Genomic DNA, 21018 nt, shown 5'->3' on the forward strand with positions numbered 1-21018 from the left:
GCTGGCCACTAGCCCTTGAAGACCGGCGCCCGCTTCTCCTGGAACGCCCGGAAACCCTCGGCGTAATCCTCGGTCTTGCAGAGCCGCGCCTGTTCGTTGTTCTCTTCAGTCATCGCGTCCCACAAGCCAAGGCGCTGGTCACGGATGTGCGCCACGAGCTCCTTGCTGGCGTTGAACGCGCCCGTGGCACCCGCAGCCACCCGCTCCACGATGATCCGCGTGGCCTCCAACAAGGCGTCATCAGGCATGACGCGGCTGAACATTCCCTGCGCCACGGCCTCGGCACCGCTGATCAGGTCTGCCGTGTAAATGAGGTCCAGCGTCCGGTGCATGCCCAGGCGCTCCGTGAAGTACCAGTGCCCGCCCGAATCCAAGGTGGCCCCCAGCTTGGCGAACGGCGAACCGAACTTGGCATTCTCCGCCACGTACACCACGTCCGTGGCAAGCAACAGCCCAAGCCCGACGCCGAGGCACGCACCATGCGCAGCCGCGAACGTCGGAGCGGGGAAAGCAGCCATCTTCTTCAACAGCGGCTCCACCAGCCCGCTGAGATAAGCCTTCGCGTCGTCGCTCTCCGGCGTCACACCCGCAATGTCGCGTCCCGCGCAAAAGGCGCGGCCCTCTCCGCGCAAGAGCAGCGCCCGCACCATGCCGCGAGAGGCGGCGGCAGCGGCGTCGTCGTACGCCTTAGCGAGATCCGCCAGCGCGGCCTCGTCCAGCGAATTCAGTTTCTCCGGGGCGTTGAGGACAATTTCGGCAATGCCGTTGGCGATGGAGAGCTCGATCATTCGTTTATTCCTTAGACGTCGAAATCGACCGTGACGGATTCACTCGTGGGGTGGGACTGGCAAGTGAGCACGTAACCCTTGTCCAACTCATCCTGCTCCAAGGCGTAGTTCTCGTCCATGCTGACCGTCCCGCTGACGAGTTTCGCGCGGCACGTGCCACACACGCCACCCGCGCACGCGAACGGCACATCCGGGCGGACACGCAAAGCAGCGTTGAGGATCGACTCCCGGGCGTGCGTGGGACTGGCCACCTCACCCTGCAGGCCGTCGAGCTTGAAGGTGATCTTGAACGTCTCCTGCGACTCGTCCACTACGACGGGCCGGCCGGCGTTGCCCTCGGGGCGGTCCGGGCGGCCGGTGGTGAACAGCTCGAAACGCACGTGCTCAGGATCCACGCCGCGGGCAGCCAGGGTGTCCCGGCAGAGCTGGACCAACTCGAACGGCCCGCAGAGGAACCATTCGTCCACGTCCTGCGCATGGATCGCGGTCCCCAGCAGCTGCTGCAGCTTCTCGGCGTCGATCCGTCCCGTCATGAGCGGCGCAATGCGCTGCTCGCGCGACAACACATGGTGCAACGCCAAGCGCGCCGGGTACTTATCCTTCAGGTCCGCCAATTCCTCCAGGAACATGACGTCCATGGCGGCCTTGTTGGCATAGATCAGGTCGAAGCGCGTCTCCGGGTTGGCGGCCAGCAGCGTGCGGGCGATCGCGATCACCGGGGTGATGCCCGAACCGGCGGCGATGGCCACGAAGGAGCCGGCGTCGCCGAGCTCCCCTGCCATGTCCTGCGGATTGTTCATGGAGTTCATGACGTTCTGCTGGACGGTCTTTCCGTCCTTGCCATGCTTGGAAATGAACGCGCCCATGGGGCTCATGACATCCAGCGTGTCGCCGGCCTTGAGCTCCGCGTTCGCCCACGTGGAGAAGAGGCCACCCAAATCCTTCTTGATGGCCACGCGGATCTCGCTGCTGCCATCCGCGAAGCTGCGCGGCTCGGCGCAAATGGAGTAGCTGCGGCGGACCTCGTGCGGCTCCCCGCTCTCATCCGGAAGCGTGGTCCGCAGCGCCACGTACTGGCCGGGAAGGTAGTCATACTGGCCGGCGAGCTCAGCAGGAACATCGAACGTGACCTCAATGGCGTCTTCAGTCAGGCGGCGGACTTCCGAAACGCTGAGGGAACGGAAGGACGCACGACGGCGGCCGGTGGCCTGCGCTTGTTCGGCGGCAGTCTGGCGGACAACGGGCATGTCAGATTCCTTACAGGACTTTGAAGTAGTCGAACGGTTCCTTGCAGTCCTGGCAGACAAAGAGCGCCTTGCAGGACGTGGAACCAAAACGGGTGAGTTCCTTGGTGTTCAGCGAAGAACACTGGGGGCATTTCACGGCGAGGCTCAGGCGGACTTTGCCCGCGTGGCCGCCGGCCTTTGAGTGGCCGCTGGGGGGCGCGATACCGTACTCCTGCAGCTTGGCCTTGCCGTGCTCGGTCATCCAGTCCGTGGTCCAGGCCGGAGACAAGACCAGTTCCACATAGACGCTCGGGTAGCCCTCTTTGTGGAAGACGGTCTTGAGGTCTTCGCGGATGGCATCCATCGCAGGGCAGCCCGAGTACGTCGGCGTGATGGTGACCTGGACAGCGGGGACCAGCCCGCCGTCGTCGAACAGTGCCACGTTGCGGAGGATCCCCAGATCCTCAATGGTGAGAACGGGAATCTCCGGATCGCAGACCGTGGCCGCAATGGCCCAGGCCTTCTGCTCAGCCGTTGTCGCATTGCTCTTGGCTGTTGTGTCTTGAATTAACATGTCCACCACCGTCACCAGCTTGCCCCGGGATGTTCGCGGGCCAGCACCTGCATCTCGGCCAGGATGTAGCCCAAGTGCTCGGAATGCTTGCCCTGGCGGCCGCCACCGGGGGCCGGCTGCACCTGCGGAACCTGAAGGTCCGCTTCGGCCAGGACCTCGCCGGTCAGGCGGTCAAAGTCCGCCCGCAAGCTGGAAGGTTGCACGCCGGCACCGGACGCGCTGAGGCGGCCCGTGAGCTCGTCGTCGCGGAAGAGCTCGTCCACGTACGGCCAGATGGTCTTGAACGCGTGGATCATCCGCCGGCGGGACTCGTCCGTGCCGAGGGCAAGGCGCAAGACCCACTGGGTGCTGTGATCGCGGTGGTAATCCACTTCCTTGACGGCCTTCGCCGCAATCCCTGCCATCGTGGCATCCGTGGACTGGGCCAGCCGCCGGTACAGCTCGAACTGGTAAAAGCTCACCACGAACTGCCGGGCGATCGTGTGCGCGAAGTCGCCGTTGGGCTGCTCGAAGATCTCGACCGAACGGAACTCAGGCTCGCGGCGGAAGTAGGCCAGATCATCCTCGCTCCTGCCGTCAAGACCGCCGGCGTAGCTAAGGAAGGACCGCGCATGGCCCAACTGGTCCAGCGCGATGTTGCCCAACGCGATGTCCTCTTCAAGCTCCGGCGCGCGGGAGATCCAGTGGCCCAGCCGCTGCGCGAGGATCAGGGCGTCATCGCCCAAACGCAGGGCGAACTCGGCAACGTCCTCGCTCGGCTTGGCCGTGCCATGGCTGACCGAGAGGGCAATGTCCTCTGGGCGCAACGCGTTGCCCGGGGTAATACGGGTGGCACTGGCGGCACCGTCGCCGCTGGCACCAGCACCGGACACGCCGACGGAGATGTCCCCGTGGCCGCCGTCGTTCACGTCGTTTGCCGGGGTTTCAGTGGGGGCCGCGTCCGTGGGGGCGGCGTCGGTGGGGGCGGCTTCTTCGGGGCTGCTCACAGGTGCTTCACACCCTCACTCTTGGTGTAGTACGTCGCGTGGCGGTAATCCTTGCCCTGAGGGGACTCAAAGAACGAGCCCTTCGAGTCCGGATCGCTCGAGGCGATCGCGTCCGCCGGGACAACCCAGATGGACACGCCCTCGTTGCGGCGGGTGTAGAGGTCGCGGGCATTGCGCAACGCCATCGCAGCGTCAGGAGCATGCAACGAGCCTGCGTGGACGTGCGACAAACCGCGGCTGGAACGGACGAAAACTTCCCAGATGGGCCAGACGTTGCCTGCGTGGGGTTCGGGGGTGGTCATGCGGATACCTTTTCTGCTTGCTTCGTTGCCTGCTTTTCCGCGTAGGCGGCGGCGGCTTCGCGCACCCAGGCGCCGTTCTGGTGTGCTTCGCGGCGCCGTTCCAGGCGCTGGGCGTTGCACGGGCCACGGCCGGCTAGCACTTCGTGGAACTCGTCCCAGTCCAGCGGGCCGTGCTCCCACTTCTTCGTTTCCTCGTTGAAGCGAATGTCCTTGTCCGGCAGCGTCAGCCCCAGGACCTTGACCTGCTCCATCATCATGCCGACGAAACGGTTGCGGAGCTCGTCATTGCTGAACCGCTTGATGTTCCAGGCCATCGACTGCTTGGAGTTGGGTGAATCATCATCCGGCGGCCCGAACATCATCAGCGCCGGGGCGTACCAGCGGTTCACGGCTTCCTGTGCCATCTGCTTCTGCTCAGGCGTGCCGTTGGACAGTTCCAGCAGGATCTCGAAACCCTGGCGCTGGTGGAAGGACTCTTCCTTGCACACGCGAACCATGGCACGGCCGTAGGGGCCAAAGGAGGCACGGCACAGCGGTACCTGGTTTGCGATCGCGGCTCCGTCCACCATCCAGCCGATGGCGCCCATGTCCGCCCAGGTCCGGGCCGGGTAGTTGAAGATCGAGGAGTACTTGGCTTTGCCGTCCATGAGGTCCTGCATCATCTGGTCACGCGGCTGGCCGAGGGTCTCAGCTGCCGAGTACAGGTACAGGCCATGGCCTGCCTCGTCCTGTACCTTGGCCATGAGGATGGCCTTGCGCTTGAGGCTCGGAGCCCTGGTGATCCAGTTGGCTTCCGGCTGCATGCCGATGATTTCCGAGTGCGCGTGCTGCGAGATCTGGCGCAGGAGTGTCTTGCGGTAGGCCTCCGGCATCCAGTCGCGGGGTTCGATACGCGAGTCCTCGGAGATGACGCGGTCAAAGTACGCCTTACCGGCAGTCTCCCGCTCTTGCTCTTCCGGGGACAGCTCAGCGGGCACAGACTGCAGATTCTGCGATGCCATGGTTGCTCCTAAATATTTACCGACCGTTCGTTCAGGATATGGGCAAGGCCCGAGATGCGTCAAGCGTTCGGGCGTCCGCGCGACGCGACGCCCGCTCACCTATCCGGGCAAAATACGGGACGCTCGCTCACCTATGGCGGCAAAAGACGAAACGCTCGCTCACCTCATGAACTGGTCCCCGGAAGTTGGACTGAGAAATTCAGTTCCGACTTCCAGGGAGCAGTTTTATGCATGCACGTAGTTCATTGTCTGAGGTCCAGCGTGAGGCCGCTGTAGCGTGGTTTGAGAAAGGCGTCGGGCACGTGGCGGCGGCCAGGATGCTGGGTGTGTCTCGTGTGCCGGTCAAGGCACTGTTTGGGCGGTGGAGGATTCATGGGCAAGGAGCGCTGGTGAGCAAGCCGGCGAAGTCGTACTCTTTCGAGTTCAAGCTCGCCCTGGTCGAGCGGTTCCTCGCGGGCGAGACCGGCCCGGACCTGGCAGTGGAGGCAGGTTTGTCCTCGCGCGAGTTGTTGCAGAAGTGGGTCCGGGGGATCGCCGGGAGGGGCGCGGACGCGTTGCGGCCCAAGCCCAGGGGCAGGCCCCGGCAGCCCGATTCCCCGCCCCCGGCGGAACTGCCCGAGCTGGAGCGGTTGCGGCGGGAGAACGAGCGGTTGCGGGCCGAGGTGGCGTATTTGGGAAAATTGCGGGCCTTGAGGGCGCAGGAACGACGGTGAAGGTCCAGGCCCTCATCGCTCTCAAGGCCGGCTTTCCCCTGCCCGTCCTGCTGCAGGTGGCCGGGCTTGCCCGGTCCACGTTCTTCTATCACCAGGGGCGCCTGCAGGCTCCGGACCCGCAGGAAGCACTGAAGGCCGCGGTGGCGGAGATCTTCGCGAAGAACCGGGGCCGGTACGGGCACCGGCGCATCCACACCGAGCTGGGCAGGCAGGGGTGGGCGGTCGCGAAGAAGACCGTGCTGAAGCTGATGCGTTCGCTGCGGCTGGTCTGCCAGGTGCGGCGGAAGAAACGCTACAACTCCTACCGGGGCGGGCAGGGCGCCGTCGCGGAGAACGTGCTGAACCGGGAATTCGACGCCGATGCCCCGAACCGGAAATGGGTCACCGACGTGACCGAGTTCAGCGTCGGGGACCGCAAGCTCTACCTCTCACCGGTCATGGACCTCTTCGACCGGCAGATCATCTCCTATTCGATCGGGTCCTCCCCGAACCTGGAGCTGACCAACACCTCGCTGCGTGAGGCATTGAGCCGCCTCGGGCAAGGCCAGCAGCCTCTGGTGCACTCCGACCAGGGGGTCCAGTACCAGCACATCTCCTGGCGCACTCTCCTCGAGGGCGCCGGCGCGGTCCAATCCATGTCGCGCAAGGGCAACTGCTACGACAACGCCGTGATGGAGAACTTCTTCGGCCACCTCAAGGAGGAGATGTTCCACAGGACCAGGTTCCTCAACACCGAGGCACTGGAAACAGCGCTGCACGAGTACATCCGCTGGTACAACACCGAAAGAATCTCCACAAAACTCGAGGGCCTGAGCCCGGTGCAATACCGTGCCCAGGCCCTCGCAGCCTAGGATCCTACTTAGCCAGTCCAACTTCCGGGGACCAGTTCATCAAGTGATCGAGCGTCCGCGGGAAACGCCCCAAAAGTGAGCGTGCCCCTATGTTTTTTGTCAAGCTGCTGTGGGTGTTCGTGCTTGGTAGAGGGTTCCGTCTCGGAGCATGGCGTAGAGGGTGTCGCAGCGGCGTCTGGCGAGGGCGATGAGGGCTTGGTTGTGTCGTTTTCCTTCGGCTCGTTTGCGGTCGTAGTAGGCGCGCGAGAGCGGGTCTTTCAGTGCGGCGAAGGCGGAGAGGTAGAGGGCGCGTTTGAGGACTTTGTTGCCTTTCCGGGAGGCGCGGTCGGCACGGATGGAGGTCCCGGATCGCCAGGTCACCGGTGTCAGGCCTGCGTAAGATGCCAGGTGCGCCGCTGAGGCGAAGTCTTTCCCGACGACTTCGGTGAGGATCCGTGCTGCTGTCCTGACGCCGACCGCCGGCAGTGACGTCAGGACGTGGTGGAAGAGGGTGGGCCTCCACGAGGGCTTCGACCTGGGCATAAACGGTAGCGCGGGCTTCGTGGAACGCGGCGAGCATGCCCGCGAGCTGGGGCAGCACGATCGTGGCGGCGTTCGTGCCGACCCACGACCACGGTTTGCTTGCCCAAGGCCTCGATGATCTCATCGGCGAGGCGTTCGCCCATCCGGGGCGCGAGCTTTCCCAGCCGGTTCCCGATCCGGCGCCGGCCGGCATGACGCAAGGCCTCCGGGGTGGGCCAGGTCCGCAGCAGGTCCAGCACGGCAGGGTGGTCCAGGCGCGGGCCAAGAACACGCTCCAGTGCCGGGTGGATCTGGGTGAGCAGACCGCGGATCCGGTTGGAAGTCGCAGTGATCTGTTTGGCCAGGTCATCGTCGAAACCGCAGAGCATGCTCAGCTCGGCGAGCTGGGTGTCGGCGAGTTGGACCGAGCGCAGGGCGTGGGGCATGGTGCGTGCGGCGTCGGCGATGATGAACGCGTCCCGGGCATCGGTCTTCGCCTCTCCCGGGTGCAGATCCGCGATCCGCCGCATCGCCAGGCCCGGCAGGTAACCGACGGGCATGCCGGCGGCCTGGGCCACGGCCACCGGGAGCGCCCCGATCGTCGCGGGCTGATCGACGACCAGCAACGCCTGTCCGTGGCCTTGAAACTCGGCCAGGATCTCACGGATCCGGGCCTCGTCATTGGGCAATGCCCGGTCCAGCAGCTTCTTCCCGGCCCGGTCCAAGGCAACGGCGTGGTGTTCGCCCTTGCCGACGTCCAAGCCAATGAAAACGTCAACGGTTTCGTGGTTTCTGATCACCTGGCACCTCCAGTCGCGGGTCATCCTCCAGTGCCGGCCCGTCAGCGGTGTCAGGGCCCGGCATCCACGTTACGCACGACGATCCCAAACTGTCCTGCCCCTATTAGCGGTCTCCCTGGCACCTGCCAAGCCCCGGTGACAACACGCTCAGGATCATGCATCGACAGAGCGTCACAATCATGCCGGGACGGCAGGCCAACACACCCATATCCTGCACCAGGAAAGGGCTACGAAAAAGGTAACGAGCGTCGGGGGACAGCGTGGCAGCTCGCTTAGCCGAGCACTGGCGCCAAGGCGGGTCGGGGCGCAAGCTGCTTCCGCGCCCAGCGGGCCAGCTTCTTGCCCTTGCCTTTCCACCAGCTGTCCTCGTCGTTGTCTTGGTGCCAGCGGAAGATGATCATCACCATCACGAAAACGCCCATGGCCACGTCCGCCCAAGAGGAGAGGATCGCTTTAGCCAGCACGCTGACGCCCATGACGAGAATCGACGGCACCGCTAGGGTCCTGAAGATGGTGTTAGCCACGTAGCGCCGATGGGATCGCGGCACGGACAGTGCACGGACCATGTCGAAACATACGCATACCACCACCACTGTCTGGCCCAGGTCCAGCAGGATCAACCCGGGAAAGGAACCGGCGAAAAAGACGGCGGACCCCATGCCCGCGCTCAACGGACAACCTCCGTCAAGGCAAGACACGGAACGGGCGTAAGGATATTGCAGAAACCGCGCATACGAACAACCCCCAGAGACCAGAAACGACGCCGTGAGACCGGCTGTGTCCCATTCAATCCGTGCCCTCGGAACGGGTCACGAGTAGTCGGTACTCGAATTTTCCGCGGCCGACTACTTGGACGGTCCTCAGCTAACCGGCCCCTTCAGGTGCCGCCTCTAGGAGAAAGCCGCTCAACCTGCGGTGGCGTACTCCGGGGGCGCCCCGGCGGGCAGCGCCACGACAAAGGTGCTTCCGCCGCCTGGCCTGCTGAAGCAGGTGATGCTCCCCCCATGGCGTTCCACAATGGACTTAGTGATGGACAGCCCGAGGCCGACGCCTGGAATTGCGGCCTGCCGGGCAGCATCCGTACGGAAGAACCGGGTGAAGATCCTGGCCGCCTCGTCCGCGGTCATGCCCATGCCCGTATCCTGCACTTCAAGCCGGACCCAGCTGTCATTGCGCGCCGCCCGAACGCTCACGAGGCCACCACCGGGCGAATACTTAATAGCGTTGGACACCAGATTGTCCAAGGCCTGCCCCAGCCTCAAAGGATCAGCATCCGCCCACAGCGGCGCCGCCACCTCTGCCACCAGGCCAACATTGGCGGCGTTGGCCTGCGCCTGGGCGGACACCAAGCTATTCTCGATCAATCCCGCCAAGTCCGTGCGCCGCAGATGTACAACCTCGACGGCGGCGGAGGACAACAGCAGGTCTTCCACCAGGGCGCGGAGCCGCCCGGCATTGCGTTGAGCGATTTCCACGAAACGCATTGGTCCCGGGGGTAGCTCGTGGGCATTTCGAAGCACGAGGTCGAGATTGCCCAAGATCGACGTCAGCGGAGACCCGAACTCATGCGAAACGTTCGCCACCAGTTCATCCTTGGCCGCTAACGCCTCAACCACGTCAGTTACGTCCCTGAAAACGATCACCGCGCCGCCAAACCGGTCGTCGATGTTGTTCTTCATCCCTCGGGCGGCAGTAGAAATAGCCCGCTGCTCGGCGCCTGAACCGAACCACACGAGGTAGTCGGAGAACGTCTCCCCTTGAGTCGCCCTTCTAACCGGGCTCTTTCCCGGGGGAAGCGGCGTCTGGCGGTCCAGTCCGAAAACAAGCTGCTCACGGTGTGCTGGATCCGGAGGGCCTTCCGTAGGCGTAGCCAAGCGCAGGAATGCTCTTTGTTGGTTGTTGACCAGAAGGGTTTCACCCTTCGAATCGACGGCGACAATTCCGACGTCGATCGTGTCCAGGATGGTCTTGAGCAGCGTTTCCCTCTGTCTGCTGGCGGCAAGCAATTGGCGCAATGCGTAATCCCGGCGCTTTACCCGCTCTTGCAGCAGCTGGGCATTGGATCCTGCCATGCGAATGGAGACCCCTACCGCAAACATCATCATTGGCAAAAGCACCAGCGAGGAAAGCTCCGATGCGGGCGGATACGGCAAACGCGCAAGAACGGGTGGAAGCGCGATAAAGAAAGGGCCCGCAAAACTCAGGATCAGGCTTGTCCTGGAGAGCATGCCCGAGGCCGACAGCCAGATCACGGGAAAGATGGCCAAGGTGTTCAGGCCCGGCATGACGTTGAAAGCGCCGTTTCGCGTAAAGCACAGGGCAACCAGATCCAGAATGGGAATCGTCAGGCTGAGGCTCGGAGGCAGGCGCTCCCAAGGAATCAGCAGGCAAGCCAGGAACAGGATTCCGTGAAGGAACACTCCAGTTAAAAACAACCAATTCTGGATTAACCCTGGCCAAAAAACAGGGGCTGCGATCACCACGACCGCGACGATGAGCGTCACCGGCAATTCACAAATGGCCAACCGGACTCGCGGCTGAAGTTTCCTGAAAAATCGGGCGGCCTTGCGAAATAAAGGCTGCTCACTCAAGTCGAGACCCTTCGTTGGAGATTCGCGGACAAATTATTGCAGCGATACCCCCAAGATCACCGAATACGCCGACTCCGCAGATCGACACGAACGTGCGGAGCGACGCATAATCCACATATTAGATGCCAGATGCCTTCAATGCTTGTATCGTAGCTTTCGGTGACATTTACCGCATTGCGCTGGGCTGTGCGGCGGTGGGTACCGACTCAAGGATGACAATGGGCGAGCCTGGGGTAGCTGTAGTCATTGAGGATGACGAAGACGTACGAAATTTGGTTGACGCCATCCTCAAGGAAGCCGGATTTGTGGTGCACTCCGCCGCAACCGGACGTGAAGGCGTGGAAGTGGTACGGGATAAACGCGCCGCAGTGGTAACGCTGGACGTTGGTCTTCCAGATATGGACGGCCACGAGGTCCTGCGTCGAATTCGGCAATTCAGCGACGCCTATGTGGTGATGCTGACTGCCAGGCGCGATGAGCCGGACACTTTGACGGCCTTCCTCACCGGGGCGGACGACTACGTTAAAAAGCCGTTCTTACCGCGTGAATTGAGGGCGCGGGTCACCGCGATGATGCGAAGGCCTCGCGCGACCGACAGCTTTGCTTCGCACCCCGAGGGTCCCGGCGTTGGTTCGGTTGGCGTTGGTTCGGTTGGCGTTGGTTCGGTTGGCGTTGGTTCGGTTGGCGTTGGTTCGGTTGGCGTTGGCTCGGTTGGCGTTGGTCTGGCGGAGGCGATTACGGCCGCCCGCACGAATCCGAGCAAGCCGTGATGAAGCACAATGGCTTGGCACTGAACTACAAATCCCGCATGGCCACGCTTCAAGGCTTGCCCCTGACGTTGACCCGAAGCGAATTCGATTTGCTATTCGACATACTCCGCTCTCAAGGGGAGGTACGGAGCAAGGCAGACCTTGTCCGGGCTGCCCGAGGCGACTACTACGACGACAATGCCTACATCAGCGAAGCCGACGAGCGGGCTGTTGAGACTCATATCGGCAACCTTCGCCGAAAGCTCCGTGAAGATCCACAATCGCCGCGCTTCCTGCAGACAGTCCGAGGGGTCGGTTACCGGCTGGCTCCGAAAAGACTGGGTTAGGTGTTCGAGCCCGGCCTGGAGCGTCAATCGTTCCGGAGTACGTAACTGTCCTTCAACTCCTGGACCGTGGCGTAGCCGCAGTCAGCCACGTCACTGAGGAGGGGCTGGGCTTCGCGCAATCCACCATTCCGTATGTGTTCCTCCAGCTGCCCCGCAAGCAGGGCAAGGCGGACACCGCCCACCATGGCGGAGGAAGTCCTCAGGCTGAGGATCGCGTCCAAAGCCCCGGCGACATCACCGCGTCCGACGGCGGCTGCGAGGATTTCGTACCGCATCCCCCACAGCTTTGCGAAATCGCCCGCAAAGCTTCGTGCAATTTGTGGATTGTCCACTTGATCTTCCAAGAGCTGGAATTCCGCGAGATCCAGTATCGGTTGCTCAGCAAGCCGGGCCGCACACAACCCGTCGGGGGCACTGGCCGAACCCGTATGATCGGGGCCTGCGTCCTCGTTGACTTCGCTGGATCCTGAACTGAACATAGCCCAATGCTACTTTCTGAATTCCGGAAAGACCGAACTTATGCTTATCTTAAGGAAATCTTAGGCATTTCTTGATTTATCTTCTTTTGTCCTAGCTCGCTTAAATTGAGGAATGCTATGTTGCGCTCAGCCGCCGCTGAAGCTGGCTATGGTGTTGATGACGGCCGGACCCAGAATGGCGATGAACAGCACGGGGAAGATGAAGAGCAGAAGCGGGAAGAGAACCATCACCGGAAGCTTCATGGCCTTCTCTTCGGCCCGCTGGCGGCGCTTCACCCGCATCACCTTGGCTTGAACTCTCAGGACCCGGCTGATGGCAATACCGTACGCATCTGCTTGGATCACGGCCTGAACGAAGCTTCGGAGTTCAGGAACGTTGGTGCGTTCGGCCAGGGCAAGATAGGACTCACGCCGGCTCCGTCCCACCTGCATGTCCTGCAGCGTCCGCACCAACTCCTCAGCGAGAGGACCTTTCCCGTTTTCTCCGGCGCGTGCCATTGCACCTTCAAAACCAAGGCCAGCTTCTACTGAAATAAGCATTTGGTCCATGGTATTTGCGAGTTCCAATTGCATTGCTTTTTGACGCTCTTGCCCTTTGCTGTAAAGCAAAAGATCCGGAATGAAATAGCCAAGTAATACAACAAATATCCCGACGAGTTTAATGATCCCGCTTGAACTGTTGGCACTAATTAAAAAGCCAAAAAGCGCACCACACAATCCGAGCGCGGGTTTAGCTGCGAGGACGCGTCCCAAAGGGAGCGACGGCGGGCGGCCGGCCAGGGAGATCAGCCTGTCCAGCTTCTGCACGTAGCTTCCAGGGGTGAGCCGATAGCCAATGCGCTCGAGTGAAATGCTCCACTTCTTCTGCCCGACGTCCGCAACGCTTTCACCCCGGGCCAAGAGCTCACGAACGGCGCGTTGCGCTTTGCGGTCCACTGACAGAAATGACCACGCGAGGAAAGAAACGGGCAGGGGAACCAGCAGCAAGGAAAGGAGAAGCAAGGGATTCATACGTCACCTCAAAACTTCAGGTCGATGATCTTGCGCATCCAGAGACCGCCAATAGTCATGAGGATGACGGACGCCACGATCATTCCCCAACCAAGGGGATGGGTAAACATCACGTTCATGTAGCCCGGGTTGACAAGCATCAGCATGGTCACGATGCCGAAGGGAAGCGCCATCAGGATGTATCCCGAGAACTTTCCCTCGGCTGCAAGGGACTTGATGTGTCCCTTGATCTCGCTGCGTTCGCGTATGGTTTCGTTCACTTGGTCCAGCACCTCTGCAAGGTTTCCGCCCACCTCACGGTTGATTTGGATAGCTTGGGCTATCCAGACAAAATCCTCGCTCCGCATCCGTTCCGCGGCGTCGTTAAGCGAGTCCTGCAGGTCACGGCCCAGGCTTGTCTCTGTGATGATCCTGCGCATTTCCTCGGACGTCGGGCTGGGTGACTCGGTGGCTGCGGCGTCGATGGCACGAAGGATGCTGTGGCCAGCACGCAGGCCGCCGGACAATAGTTGGAGGGTGTCACCGAGCTGATCGTCAAACTTCGCCCGTCGTTTCCCGGACAGGAACCGGGTGATCAGCCGCGCGACGATGGGCGCCGGAATGAAGAACAAGATGGCGACGACGGGCCCGCCGACGACGAGTCCGATCAACGCACCCACGAATGCGCCGGCGATCATGAGGATAAAGAAGTCCGCTTGGCTCATGCGCAGACCGGCGTTTTCCAGTTCTTCACGGTTGAAAAACTGGACGTTGCGCCTCGTCAGAAACCTGTGGAGGACGTCGGCGGCCGAACCTGCAAAGCGGGTCAGCTGGGACCCCGAATTCACCTGGTAGGGCCGCCGGCGATCCAGCGGAACCTCGGGGGTTTTCGGCAAGATCACGGCCATCCCAAGGAGCAGGATGGCTGAAAGCATCAAACCCATTCCAGTCAACAGCATCATGGTTCGCTCACGCCTTTGCTGTCATTGCCAGGGGTGCGGCGAAGACCTCGGGAGAGACTCGAATGCCCAGATCGTCGAAGCGGTCGATGAACCGCGGACGGATACCCGTTGGCACTGGCCTGCCAAGAAACATCCCATGACTATCAACGCCGGCCGAGTAGTCGAAGACGAAGGCGTCTTGGAGAGTGACAATATCGCCTTCCATGCCTTGGACCTCAGTCACATGCGTGATGCGGCGCGTCCCGTCCCGCAAACGGGAAATTTGGATGATCAGATTCACTGCGGACGCAATTTGCTCCCGGATAGCGCGCAACGGCAAGTCCATGCCCGCCATGAGCACCAGGGTTTCCAAGCGGGCGACGGCGTCACGAGGGGAATTTGAGTGGACCGTTGAGAGGGAGCCGTCGTGGCCTGTGTTCATGGCCTGCAGCATGTCGAGAGACTCTCCGCCACGGACCTCGCCGACGACGATCCTGTCCGGACGCATACGGAGGGAGTTCCGGAGCAACTCCCTGATGGTCACTTGGCCCTTCCCCTCTGTGTTCGGGGGCCTGCTCTCCAGCCTGACCACATGTTGTTGCTGGATCTGAAGTTCGACCGCGTCCTCGATGGTGACGATGCGGTTGTCCTCCGGGATGAACGACGAAAGAACATTCAGCAGGGTGGTCTTGCCGGTTCCGGTACCTCCGGAAACAATGATGTTCAGTTTCGCCTTCACGCAAGCATTGAGGAGTTCGGCCATCTCGGGCGTGAGCGTGCCGAAATCGATCAGGTTCCTAATGGTCAATGGCACTTTGCTGAATTTTCGGATGGTCAGCGATGAACCCCCAACCGCAAGAGGCGGGATCACGGCGTTGACTCGCGAACCGTCTTCAAGGCGTGCGTCAACGAGCGGGGACGATTCGTCGATCCGGCGTCCCACCTTCGAAACGATGCGTTCAATGACCCTCCGAAGATGGTCCTCCGAACTGAATCCGGAATCCGTGAGGATCAGCTTGCCTTTCCTTTCGACGTAGATCTGGTCCATCCTGTTGACCATGATTTCCGTGACGTCCGGATCGTCCAGCAGGCGTTGGAGCGGACCATAACCAAGGACGTCGTCTGCCACGTCCGCTACGAGCCGACTGCGCTCATCGGCGGATAGGGGGACCTGCTCTGCGTCGATGATCCGAGTGAGTTCCTCCCGCGCTGTTGTCCCCAACTCTTGTTCGCTCACGCTCGAGTCGTTGAACCTGGTTCCCAGGCGTTCAAACAATGCGGTTGCGGCGCGGCGTTTCAGGGCAGCGAAGGCGTCTACTGGTTGCGGGGCTTTGGCCTTGGCCGAGTCCGGCTGGTCAGATATCTTAACTGAAATGCGGGGTACAGCGCCGCTGGCTCCTGCGGGGGGCAGCCCAGGCAGTTTCGTGGACTCGGCAAACGTCGGTTTGGATGCCCGGGGGATGCTCGGTCCCGGCCCGCCCGGCACCGAAGCATCGACACTGGTCCCGGTTGATGCCTGGACTTTCCCTTCCGCAGCACTCAATCGCTCGGATAGCTTCATCTACACCACCACCCTCCTGTGTAATTTGCGCTGCGCCGTAGCACGCCACGCAGGGTTGAAGCGTTCCACCAGCTGCTTGAGTCCTTTGACGGCCGGATCCTTAAGGGCTTCCTGAAGCACGGGAATGCCACGGTTGGTGGAGAACGCAACGGCCTTCGACCGGGGAATGCTCACATCCACGGGTGCGCCGACAGTTGACTCGACGTCCTGGACCGACAAACCGGACTTTGAATCAGCCATATTGAGCACCACGTGCCGGGTTTCCGGCAAGAGGTTCAGCCGTCGGAGGATGTCCAGGCCGGAGCGAAGGCCCCGAACACTTGGAACGTCCATGGCAGTGACCCACACTGCGTCCGTGCAATGCTCGAGGGCTGCGAGCCCGATTTCGGGCAATCCGGGGGCGGTGTCCACCACCACGTACTGGAACTGTTCGGCAAGCTGCTCGAGCAACCTGCCCACCTGTTCCGGTGAGATCTCATCTGCTTCGACGGGGTCATTCGGCGCGCATAAGGCATAGATGCTTGCCGGGTGCACCGTGAGAAAGGCCTTGAGGACCAGGGAATCCTGGCTGGCCGACGCCGTAACAGCATCAGTGACTGTGTGTTCCGGATTCAGGTAAAGCCCGGACGCGACGTCACCGAACTGTAAGTCCAGATCGACGATCACAACGCTCATCGGCGCAATCTTGCCCAAGCCCACGGCAATGTTCGTGGCGATCGTCGTCTTGCCCACCCCGCCCTTGGGAGAGAAGACGCCGATCACCAAGCCTTTCGGGGAACCCGCCTGCTTGGGTTCCCCGGTGCGCTGGCGGCTGGCGAAAGACTGGCACGCACGCTCAAGCATGACCCGTATCTGGGCCAGGTCCGCGGCCGGGCTCATGATGTCTCGGATTCCGGAACGCATGGCTTGGAGGACGAATTCGGGGTCCAGCTCACTCACAAGGAGGACGCTCAGCTCCGGCAACTGCACATCGAAAACCCTGGCGAGGCGCAGGGCGTCATCAACGGGCACGTCGGGTCCCAGGATCAGGACCTCGAGTTGTTCCTGGTCAAGTGCGCCAAACAGCTCGGCCGGATCAGCGGGCAAGACGCTCGTGAAAAAGGTCTGCACCCGTCCGGGCAAGCCCCCGGCAACGGCTTGACGCAACCGTAAGTCAAAGTCAGCACTGGGGGTGATCAGGACAAAGCGGCTCATCGGTATACCCCGCTCTGCTGCATGACGGTGGGGCCACTGTCTTTGGCATCCAACGGTTCTTTGCTGAGCCAGATCTTCTCGTACTCCGACGCGAAAACGATCTTGGAGGCGTCCACATCGTTGACGGCGACGGTCAGCAGGAGTGATCCAGTGGGAAGTGCACTGGCATTGGGATCAGCCGCCGCACCGGAACTGGGATTCGGCGTCGGCTGCGCGCTCGCCCCGGTTTGGGGCGCACGCTGGACCGCGGTCACAAGCACCTTGTGGATCGCCAATTCGGTAGTTTGCTTGTCCGGTTTCGCCTCGATTCCACCGGTGCCCATCGAGATGAATATTCCAATGTGGTCACCAGGAACCAGCCGTCCCCCGACCACCCGCTGCGGTTCCAGTTGAAACGAGACCTCCTGAAGCCCTGCGGGCACCTTGACGTCGCCCGAAGTCTTCAGGGCGTCGGGGGCTACTAAGCGTTCGGCCACCAGCGTCTCGCCCGGGACGAGGTCGACGGCGGCCACCTTGCCCGGCGAGTCCGCCAACGTGTGCAGCGCGGTCTTTGGGACAGCTGTTCCCGGCAGCTGCTGCGAGACCACGGAATCCGTCATGGCTTCCACCGGAGTACCGGCAGGAATCGCCGTCTTAACGACCAGAACGTCAACCGGAGCCAGGTCTTGAACCGCCCGTTGATCCGCCCCTTGGGCATAGGAGAACACGAGAATCACCCCGACGACGGCCAGCACTGCTGCTACCGATCCGGCCAACAAGCGTGACTTCACTTACTACTCCTGATGAATCTAGTTGGTGAGGCGCACAATAGTGGCCCCAAATGCATCTACCGGTCCCAGCGAGTAGCCGTCCGCCAACGAGACGTACTTGACGAAACTTCCGATGATTCCACGGCAGTTTCCGTTGCAGGAAAGCGCTGAAGGGACGTCTGGACTTGTGTTATGGAAACTGTCCGGAAGACTGTTGTTGCCGCTGAACTTCCACCCCGTCACTTTGAATGCGGCGAAGGACACGAGATGGTAGATCGCCCCGGCTCCTACGCCCGTACCTGTTATGGCGTCGAAGACCGGAAGCAGAACGATGACATTCCCTCCAGCGCTGATGGTAGCGGCCCATTTTTGAAGCGTCGCAGGGCAGTTTGTCGGTGAATTGTTGCCTTGGGAGCTGCCGGCTTCGCTGGTGGCGAGGTTGATGGTGCTACCGCATACCCCGTTATCCTGGGCGAGCCAGCCGAACCCCCCAGGCGCGACAGCGCCGGAGGGGCCGTAATTGCAGCTAGGGTTGGCGCCTGAGCTGTGGTCCTGAAGAAGTTGCGCGGCTCCCCCGATGTACCCCCGCACCTGGCAGATGGAGAACGCCAGGGGGAACGGAGCGGTACCGGCTGTTGGGCTCCCCCACTGGACACTCGATGTGGTCACAGCGTTGCCCGTACTAACACCCAGGACGCGCGCGAAGAAGAGCGAGACAGAATTCGGTGCACCACCGGCCTGCTGGGATCCGGCGGTTACGGTTACTTTCCGGTTGGTCAGGTCCAGGCTGATCGACTTGATGTTGCTGAGGCCGTCGTTCGCGTTCTTATTGGCCATGTCGCTGGCGATCTGTGACGTCGTCGAGCAATTCGGATCGCTCGTACTCGCGGCGCATTTCTGCGCCACAGCGAGGGCAGCGGCGTCGGATCCGTTCTGTACTTGCGCCCTTTCGGAATACAGCATGCCCGCATCCACGGCAAGGGCGGCAAAACCGAGCAAGACAACCAGCAAGAGCGCAACGAGGACTGCGACGGCCCCGCGCTCGCCGTCGTCGCGGGCCATCAGCCGCTGCATACCATGACTCCTACGCCTTGCATGGGGAATGGACCGGCGAATCCCGTGAGGGTGCTCAGCGTGTACTTGATGGTGACGGACATCTGCGCCCCCGAGGTGCATGTGGCGGGGCTGAAAGTGAAGTTCGAGTCGGCCAATCCTGGGTTAAGTGAAACCGCGGCATTCTTTGCCGCTGTTTTGGCGGCCGTTTGGTCATTCGAGATTGCCATGACACGGACTCCTTCGCGGGCTGCGTTCGAGAGCGACACCTGAACGTTGTAGGCCCTGCCGAATTCCATGATGCCGAGGAGCAGCATGACCAAGAGTGGTGCCAGGATGGCGAACTCGACCACCACAGCGCCCCGTTCAGATGCCCTCGGCATACAGTTACCTCTCCAAGGAACGGATAGTCCGAAACAAGCGGAGTGGCGGCCGCCTGAATGCCGCCGCCACTCCGGATTTGCTTGATGTGCCCCTATTTTCTGAGAGGCACCATGCCGGCTGATTCCTAGGGGCAGGCGCCTTGACCGGCGGTTGCTCCTGCGGCGTAGGTGGTTTTGCCAGACACCGAACACTGGACCTGGGTGAACGTGTCCTTGACGGTCCCACCGAGGGCAGTGACCGCGATGATGATGACAACGGCGATGAGTGCAACCATGATGCCGTATTCGACGGCGGTGGCGCCCTTTTCGTCACGACGCGCGCGAGAAACGGACTTTAGGAAAGCGGAAAACATTTGGGCTCCTTGATGAGAAAAGTGCTGTCGAGCCGCACGAGGCGGACTTTCTAGGAGCACACCGACGTGGTCGAGTTCCAGGTCTTACCGGTGGTCATCTGACACTGGACCTGAGCGAAGGTGTTCTTGACCGTCCCGCCGAGGGCGGTGACCGCGATGATGATGACGACGGCGATGAGTGCAACCATGATGCCGTATTCGACGGCGGTGGCGCCCTTTTCGTCACGACGGATCCGCGATGCGGCGTTGGAGAAGAAAGCAAACATGTGAAACTCCTGAGCGAGTTGGGGGTGCGAACTGGTCCAGCACCAGCTCACAAGCAAGCTAGCAACGCCCAACTCCCCGCGGCGTAATCCTTGGGACATCCTGTGGGAAGACTGGCGATCCTGCGCATTTCTTGGGCCAAAGCTTGGGAAATCCTGCGGTTCCAGCCCGCCTGCCCCCGAGCGAAAAACGACGCTCGCTCACCTATGACGGCAAAACACGGAACGCTCACTCACCTCAAGTGATCGAGCGTCCGCGGGAAACGCCCCAAAAGTGAGCGTGCCCCTATGTTTTTTGTCAAGCTGCTGTGGGTGTTCGTGCTTGGTAGAGGGTTCCGTCTCGGAGCATGGCGTAGAGGGTGTCGCAGCGGCGTCTGGCGAGGGCGATGAGGGCTTGGTTGTGTCGTTTTCCTTCGGCTCGTTTGCGGTCGTAGTAGGCGCGCGAGAGCGGGTCTTTCAGTGCGGCGAAGGCGGAGAGGTAGAGGGCGCGTTTGAGGACTTTGTTGCCTTTCCGGGAGGCGCGGTCGGCACGGATGGAGGTCCCGGATCGCCAGGTCACCGGTGTCAGGCCTGCGCAGGATGCCAGGTGCGCCGCTGAGGCGAAGTCTTTCCCGACGACTTCGGTGAGGATCCGTGCTGCTGTCCTGACGCCGACCGCCGGCAGTGACGTCAGGACGTGGTGAAGAGGGTGGGCCTCCACGAGGGCTTCGACCTGGGCATAAACGGTAGCGCGGGCTTCGTGGAACGCGGCGAGCATGCCCGCGAGCTGGGGCAGCACGATCGTGGCGGCGTTCGTGCCGACCACGACCACGGTTTGCTTGCCCAGGGCCTCGATGATCTCATCGGCGAGGCGTTCGCCCATCCGGGGCGCGAGCTTTCCCAGCCGGTTCCCGATCCGGCGCCGGCCGGCATGACGCAAGGCCTCCGGGGTGGGCCAGGTCCGCAGCAGGTCCAGCACGGCAGGGTGGTCCAGGCGCGGGCCAAGAACACGCTCCAGTGCCGGGTGGATCTGGGTGAGCAGACCGCGGATCCGGTTGGAAGTCGCAGTGATCTGTTTGGCCAGGTCATCGTCGAAACCGCAGAGCATGCTCAGCTCGGCGAGCTGGGTGTCGGCGAGTTGGACCGAGCGCAGGGCGTGGGGCATGGTGCGTGCGGCGTCGGCGATGATGAACGCGTCCCGGGCATCGGTCTTCGCCTCTCCCGGGTGCAGATCCGCGATCCGCCGCATCGCCAGGCCCGGCAGGTAACCGACGGGCATGCCGGCGGCCTGGGCCACGGCCACCGGGAGCGCCCCGATCGTCGCGGGCTGATCGACGACCAGCAACGCCTGTCCGTGGCCTTGAAACTCGGCCAGGATCTCACGGATCCGGGCCTCGTCATTGGGCAATGCCCGGTCCAGCAGCTTCTTCCCGGCCCGGTCCAAGGCAACGGCGTGGTGTTCGCCCTTGCCGACGTCCAAGCCAATGAAAACGTCAACGGTTTCGTGGTTTCTGATCACCTGGCACCTCCAGTCGCGGGTCATCCTCCAGTGCCGGCCCGTCAGCGGTGTCAGGGCCCGGCATCCACGTTACGCACGACGATCCCAAACTGTCCTGCCCCTATTAGCGGTCTCCCTGGCACCTG

At 62.2% G+C, this 21018-nt stretch carries 21 protein-coding genes and 3 pseudogenes; 4 read left to right on the forward strand and 20 right to left on the reverse strand.

Annotation, left to right across the window (positions count from 1 at the left end; genetic code table 11):
* Positions 1–8 precede the first annotated feature (8 nt).
* The 6 genes from A3M3_RS0104195 to paaA form a co-directional block, all read right to left on the reverse strand.
* Entirely contained in the window at positions 9–788 is a 780-nt protein-coding gene (locus A3M3_RS0104195; RefSeq protein WP_028265287.1) for an enoyl-CoA hydratase/isomerase family protein, read from the reverse strand.
* 11 nt (positions 789–799) lie between these two features.
* Positions 800–2035 carry a 1,2-phenylacetyl-CoA epoxidase subunit PaaE gene (gene paaE, locus A3M3_RS0104200; protein ID WP_028265288.1) on the reverse strand — a complete coding sequence of 412 codons (1236 nt, stop codon included), beginning with the start codon at positions 2033–2035 and terminating at the stop codon, positions 800–802.
* Between the two features lie 10 nt (positions 2036–2045).
* Positions 2046–2588 carry a 1,2-phenylacetyl-CoA epoxidase subunit PaaD gene (gene paaD, locus A3M3_RS0104205; protein ID WP_028265289.1) on the reverse strand — a complete coding sequence of 181 codons (543 nt, stop codon included), beginning with the start codon at positions 2586–2588 and terminating at the stop codon, positions 2046–2048.
* An 11-nt stretch (positions 2589–2599) separates the two neighbouring features.
* Entirely contained in the window at positions 2600–3496 is an 897-nt protein-coding gene (gene paaC / locus A3M3_RS0104210; protein WP_028265290.1) for a 1,2-phenylacetyl-CoA epoxidase subunit PaaC, read from the reverse strand.
* A gap of 74 nt (positions 3497–3570) precedes the next feature.
* Positions 3571–3876 carry a 1,2-phenylacetyl-CoA epoxidase subunit PaaB gene (gene paaB, locus A3M3_RS0104215; protein ID WP_028265291.1) on the reverse strand — a complete coding sequence of 102 codons (306 nt, stop codon included), beginning with the start codon at positions 3874–3876 and terminating at the stop codon, positions 3571–3573.
* The gene (gene paaA, locus A3M3_RS0104220; RefSeq protein ID WP_028265292.1) at positions 3873–4877 is read right to left on the reverse strand and encodes a 1,2-phenylacetyl-CoA epoxidase subunit PaaA; all 1005 of its coding nucleotides are present in this window, start codon (positions 4875–4877) and stop codon (positions 3873–3875) included. Before paaA ends, paaB begins: the two co-directional genes overlap by 4 nt.
* A gap of 389 nt (positions 4878–5266) precedes the next feature.
* On the opposite strand from paaA, the gene A3M3_RS28720 reads away from it, so the two are divergent.
* Together A3M3_RS28720 and A3M3_RS27240 are read left to right on the forward strand one after the other, a co-directional pair.
* Complete coding sequence (locus A3M3_RS28720; protein WP_231497181.1) at positions 5267–5590, forward strand: helix-turn-helix domain-containing protein; 324 nt, start codon at positions 5267–5269, stop codon at positions 5588–5590.
* The gene (locus tag A3M3_RS27240) at positions 5587–6441 is read left to right on the forward strand and encodes an IS3 family transposase (RefSeq protein WP_028265294.1); all 855 of its coding nucleotides are present in this window, start codon (positions 5587–5589) and stop codon (positions 6439–6441) included. The genes A3M3_RS28720 and A3M3_RS27240 overlap by 4 nt, the downstream gene beginning before the upstream one ends.
* A 99-nt stretch (positions 6442–6540) precedes the next feature.
* Here the strand turns inward: A3M3_RS27240 and A3M3_RS27245 are convergent.
* From A3M3_RS27245 to A3M3_RS0104250, 3 genes and pseudogenes are all read right to left on the reverse strand, one after another.
* A pseudogene (locus A3M3_RS27245) lies at positions 6541–7806 on the reverse strand (IS110 family transposase).
* A 208-nt stretch (positions 7807–8014) separates the two neighbouring features.
* Positions 8015–8413 (reverse strand): hypothetical protein, encoded by a 399-nt coding sequence (locus A3M3_RS0104245; protein ID WP_231497182.1) that lies wholly within the window; start codon positions 8411–8413, stop codon positions 8015–8017.
* A 234-nt stretch (positions 8414–8647) separates the two neighbouring features.
* Positions 8648–10177 carry a sensor histidine kinase gene (locus A3M3_RS0104250; RefSeq protein WP_231497183.1) on the reverse strand — a complete coding sequence of 510 codons (1530 nt, stop codon included), beginning with the start codon at positions 10175–10177 and terminating at the stop codon, positions 8648–8650.
* A gap of 374 nt (positions 10178–10551) precedes the next feature.
* On the opposite strand from A3M3_RS0104250, the pseudogene A3M3_RS29450 reads away from it, so the two are divergent.
* Positions 10552–10923 (forward strand): annotated as a pseudogene (locus A3M3_RS29450) (response regulator transcription factor); the annotation flags it as partial.
* A gap of 179 nt (positions 10924–11102) precedes the next feature.
* Complete coding sequence (locus tag A3M3_RS29455; protein ID WP_035741335.1) at positions 11103–11429, forward strand: winged helix-turn-helix domain-containing protein; 327 nt, start codon at positions 11103–11105, stop codon at positions 11427–11429.
* A 23-nt stretch (positions 11430–11452) separates the two neighbouring features.
* On the opposite strand, the gene A3M3_RS0104260 is transcribed toward A3M3_RS29455, so the two are convergent.
* The 11 genes and pseudogenes from A3M3_RS0104260 to A3M3_RS0104310 all read right to left on the reverse strand — a co-directional run bounded on the left by A3M3_RS0104260 (position 11453) and on the right by A3M3_RS0104310 (position 20957).
* On the reverse strand, positions 11453–11908 hold the full coding sequence (locus tag A3M3_RS0104260; protein WP_028265298.1) for an Hpt domain-containing protein: 456 nt from the start codon (positions 11906–11908) through the stop codon (positions 11453–11455).
* 126 nt (positions 11909–12034) lie between these two features.
* Entirely contained in the window at positions 12035–12919 is an 885-nt protein-coding gene (locus A3M3_RS0104265) for a type II secretion system F family protein (protein WP_028265299.1), read from the reverse strand.
* 8 nt (positions 12920–12927) lie between these two features.
* A complete protein-coding gene (locus A3M3_RS0104270) occupies positions 12928–13860 on the reverse strand; it encodes a type II secretion system F family protein (RefSeq protein ID WP_028265300.1) in 933 nt (310 codons plus the stop codon).
* Between the two features lie 7 nt (positions 13861–13867).
* Positions 13868–15400 carry a CpaF family protein gene (locus tag A3M3_RS0104275; protein WP_028265301.1) on the reverse strand — a complete coding sequence of 511 codons (1533 nt, stop codon included), beginning with the start codon at positions 15398–15400 and terminating at the stop codon, positions 13868–13870.
* Entirely contained in the window at positions 15401–16594 is a 1194-nt protein-coding gene (locus tag A3M3_RS0104280; RefSeq protein WP_028265302.1) for an AAA family ATPase, read from the reverse strand.
* A complete protein-coding gene (gene cpaB / locus A3M3_RS0104285) occupies positions 16591–17364 on the reverse strand; it encodes a Flp pilus assembly protein CpaB (protein WP_028265303.1) in 774 nt (257 codons plus the stop codon). Before cpaB ends, A3M3_RS0104280 begins: the two co-directional genes overlap by 4 nt.
* An 18-nt stretch (positions 17365–17382) precedes the next feature.
* A complete protein-coding gene (locus A3M3_RS0104290) occupies positions 17383–18417 on the reverse strand; it encodes a Tad domain-containing protein (protein WP_028265304.1) in 1035 nt (344 codons plus the stop codon).
* The gene (locus tag A3M3_RS0104295) at positions 18405–18779 is read right to left on the reverse strand and encodes a TadE/TadG family type IV pilus assembly protein (RefSeq protein ID WP_028265305.1); all 375 of its coding nucleotides are present in this window, start codon (positions 18777–18779) and stop codon (positions 18405–18407) included. Before A3M3_RS0104295 ends, A3M3_RS0104290 begins: the two co-directional genes overlap by 13 nt.
* A gap of 125 nt (positions 18780–18904) precedes the next feature.
* Entirely contained in the window at positions 18905–19132 is a 228-nt protein-coding gene (locus tag A3M3_RS0104300) for a Flp family type IVb pilin (protein ID WP_028265306.1), read from the reverse strand.
* Between the two features lie 50 nt (positions 19133–19182).
* Entirely contained in the window at positions 19183–19398 is a 216-nt protein-coding gene (locus A3M3_RS0104305) for a Flp family type IVb pilin (RefSeq protein ID WP_028265307.1), read from the reverse strand.
* Between the two features lie 295 nt (positions 19399–19693).
* Positions 19694–20957, reverse strand: a pseudogene (locus A3M3_RS0104310) (IS110 family transposase).
* Positions 20958–21018: the final 61 nt, after the last annotated feature.

Source organism: Arthrobacter sp. MA-N2 (genome assembly GCF_000517125.1).
In the GTDB taxonomy this organism is placed as follows: domain Bacteria; phylum Actinomycetota; class Actinomycetes; order Actinomycetales; family Micrococcaceae; genus Arthrobacter; species Arthrobacter methylotrophus.

Coding starts and splice junctions, on each gene's coding strand:
- A3M3_RS0104195 (WP_028265287.1), bottom strand. CDS start 788: ATGATCGAGCTCTCCATCGCCAACGGCATTGCCGAAATTGTCCTCAAC.
- paaE (WP_028265288.1), bottom strand. CDS start 2,035: ATGCCCGTTGTCCGCCAGACTGCCGCCGAACAAGCGCAGGCCACCGGC.
- paaD (WP_028265289.1), bottom strand. CDS start 2,588: ATGTTAATTCAAGACACAACAGCCAAGAGCAATGCGACAACGGCTGAG.
- paaB (WP_028265291.1), bottom strand. CDS start 3,876: ATGACCACCCCCGAACCCCACGCAGGCAACGTCTGGCCCATCTGGGAA.
- paaA (WP_028265292.1), bottom strand. CDS start 4,877: ATGGCATCGCAGAATCTGCAGTCTGTGCCCGCTGAGCTGTCCCCGGAA.
- A3M3_RS29455 (WP_035741335.1), top strand. CDS start 11,103: ATGAAGCACAATGGCTTGGCACTGAACTACAAATCCCGCATGGCCACG.
- A3M3_RS0104260 (WP_028265298.1), bottom strand. CDS start 11,908: ATGTTCAGTTCAGGATCCAGCGAAGTCAACGAGGACGCAGGCCCCGAT.
- A3M3_RS0104265 (WP_028265299.1), bottom strand. CDS start 12,919: ATGAATCCCTTGCTTCTCCTTTCCTTGCTGCTGGTTCCCCTGCCCGTT.
- A3M3_RS0104270 (WP_028265300.1), bottom strand. CDS start 13,860: ATGATGCTGTTGACTGGAATGGGTTTGATGCTTTCAGCCATCCTGCTC.
- A3M3_RS0104275 (WP_028265301.1), bottom strand. CDS start 15,400: ATGAAGCTATCCGAGCGATTGAGTGCTGCGGAAGGGAAAGTCCAGGCA.
- A3M3_RS0104280 (WP_028265302.1), bottom strand. CDS start 16,594: ATGAGCCGCTTTGTCCTGATCACCCCCAGTGCTGACTTTGACTTACGG.
- A3M3_RS0104290 (WP_028265304.1), bottom strand. CDS start 18,417: ATGCAGCGGCTGATGGCCCGCGACGACGGCGAGCGCGGGGCCGTCGCA.
- A3M3_RS0104295 (WP_028265305.1), bottom strand. CDS start 18,779: ATGCCGAGGGCATCTGAACGGGGCGCTGTGGTGGTCGAGTTCGCCATC.
- A3M3_RS0104300 (WP_028265306.1), bottom strand. CDS start 19,132: ATGTTTTCCGCTTTCCTAAAGTCCGTTTCTCGCGCGCGTCGTGACGAA.
- A3M3_RS0104305 (WP_028265307.1), bottom strand. CDS start 19,398: ATGTTTGCTTTCTTCTCCAACGCCGCATCGCGGATCCGTCGTGACGAA.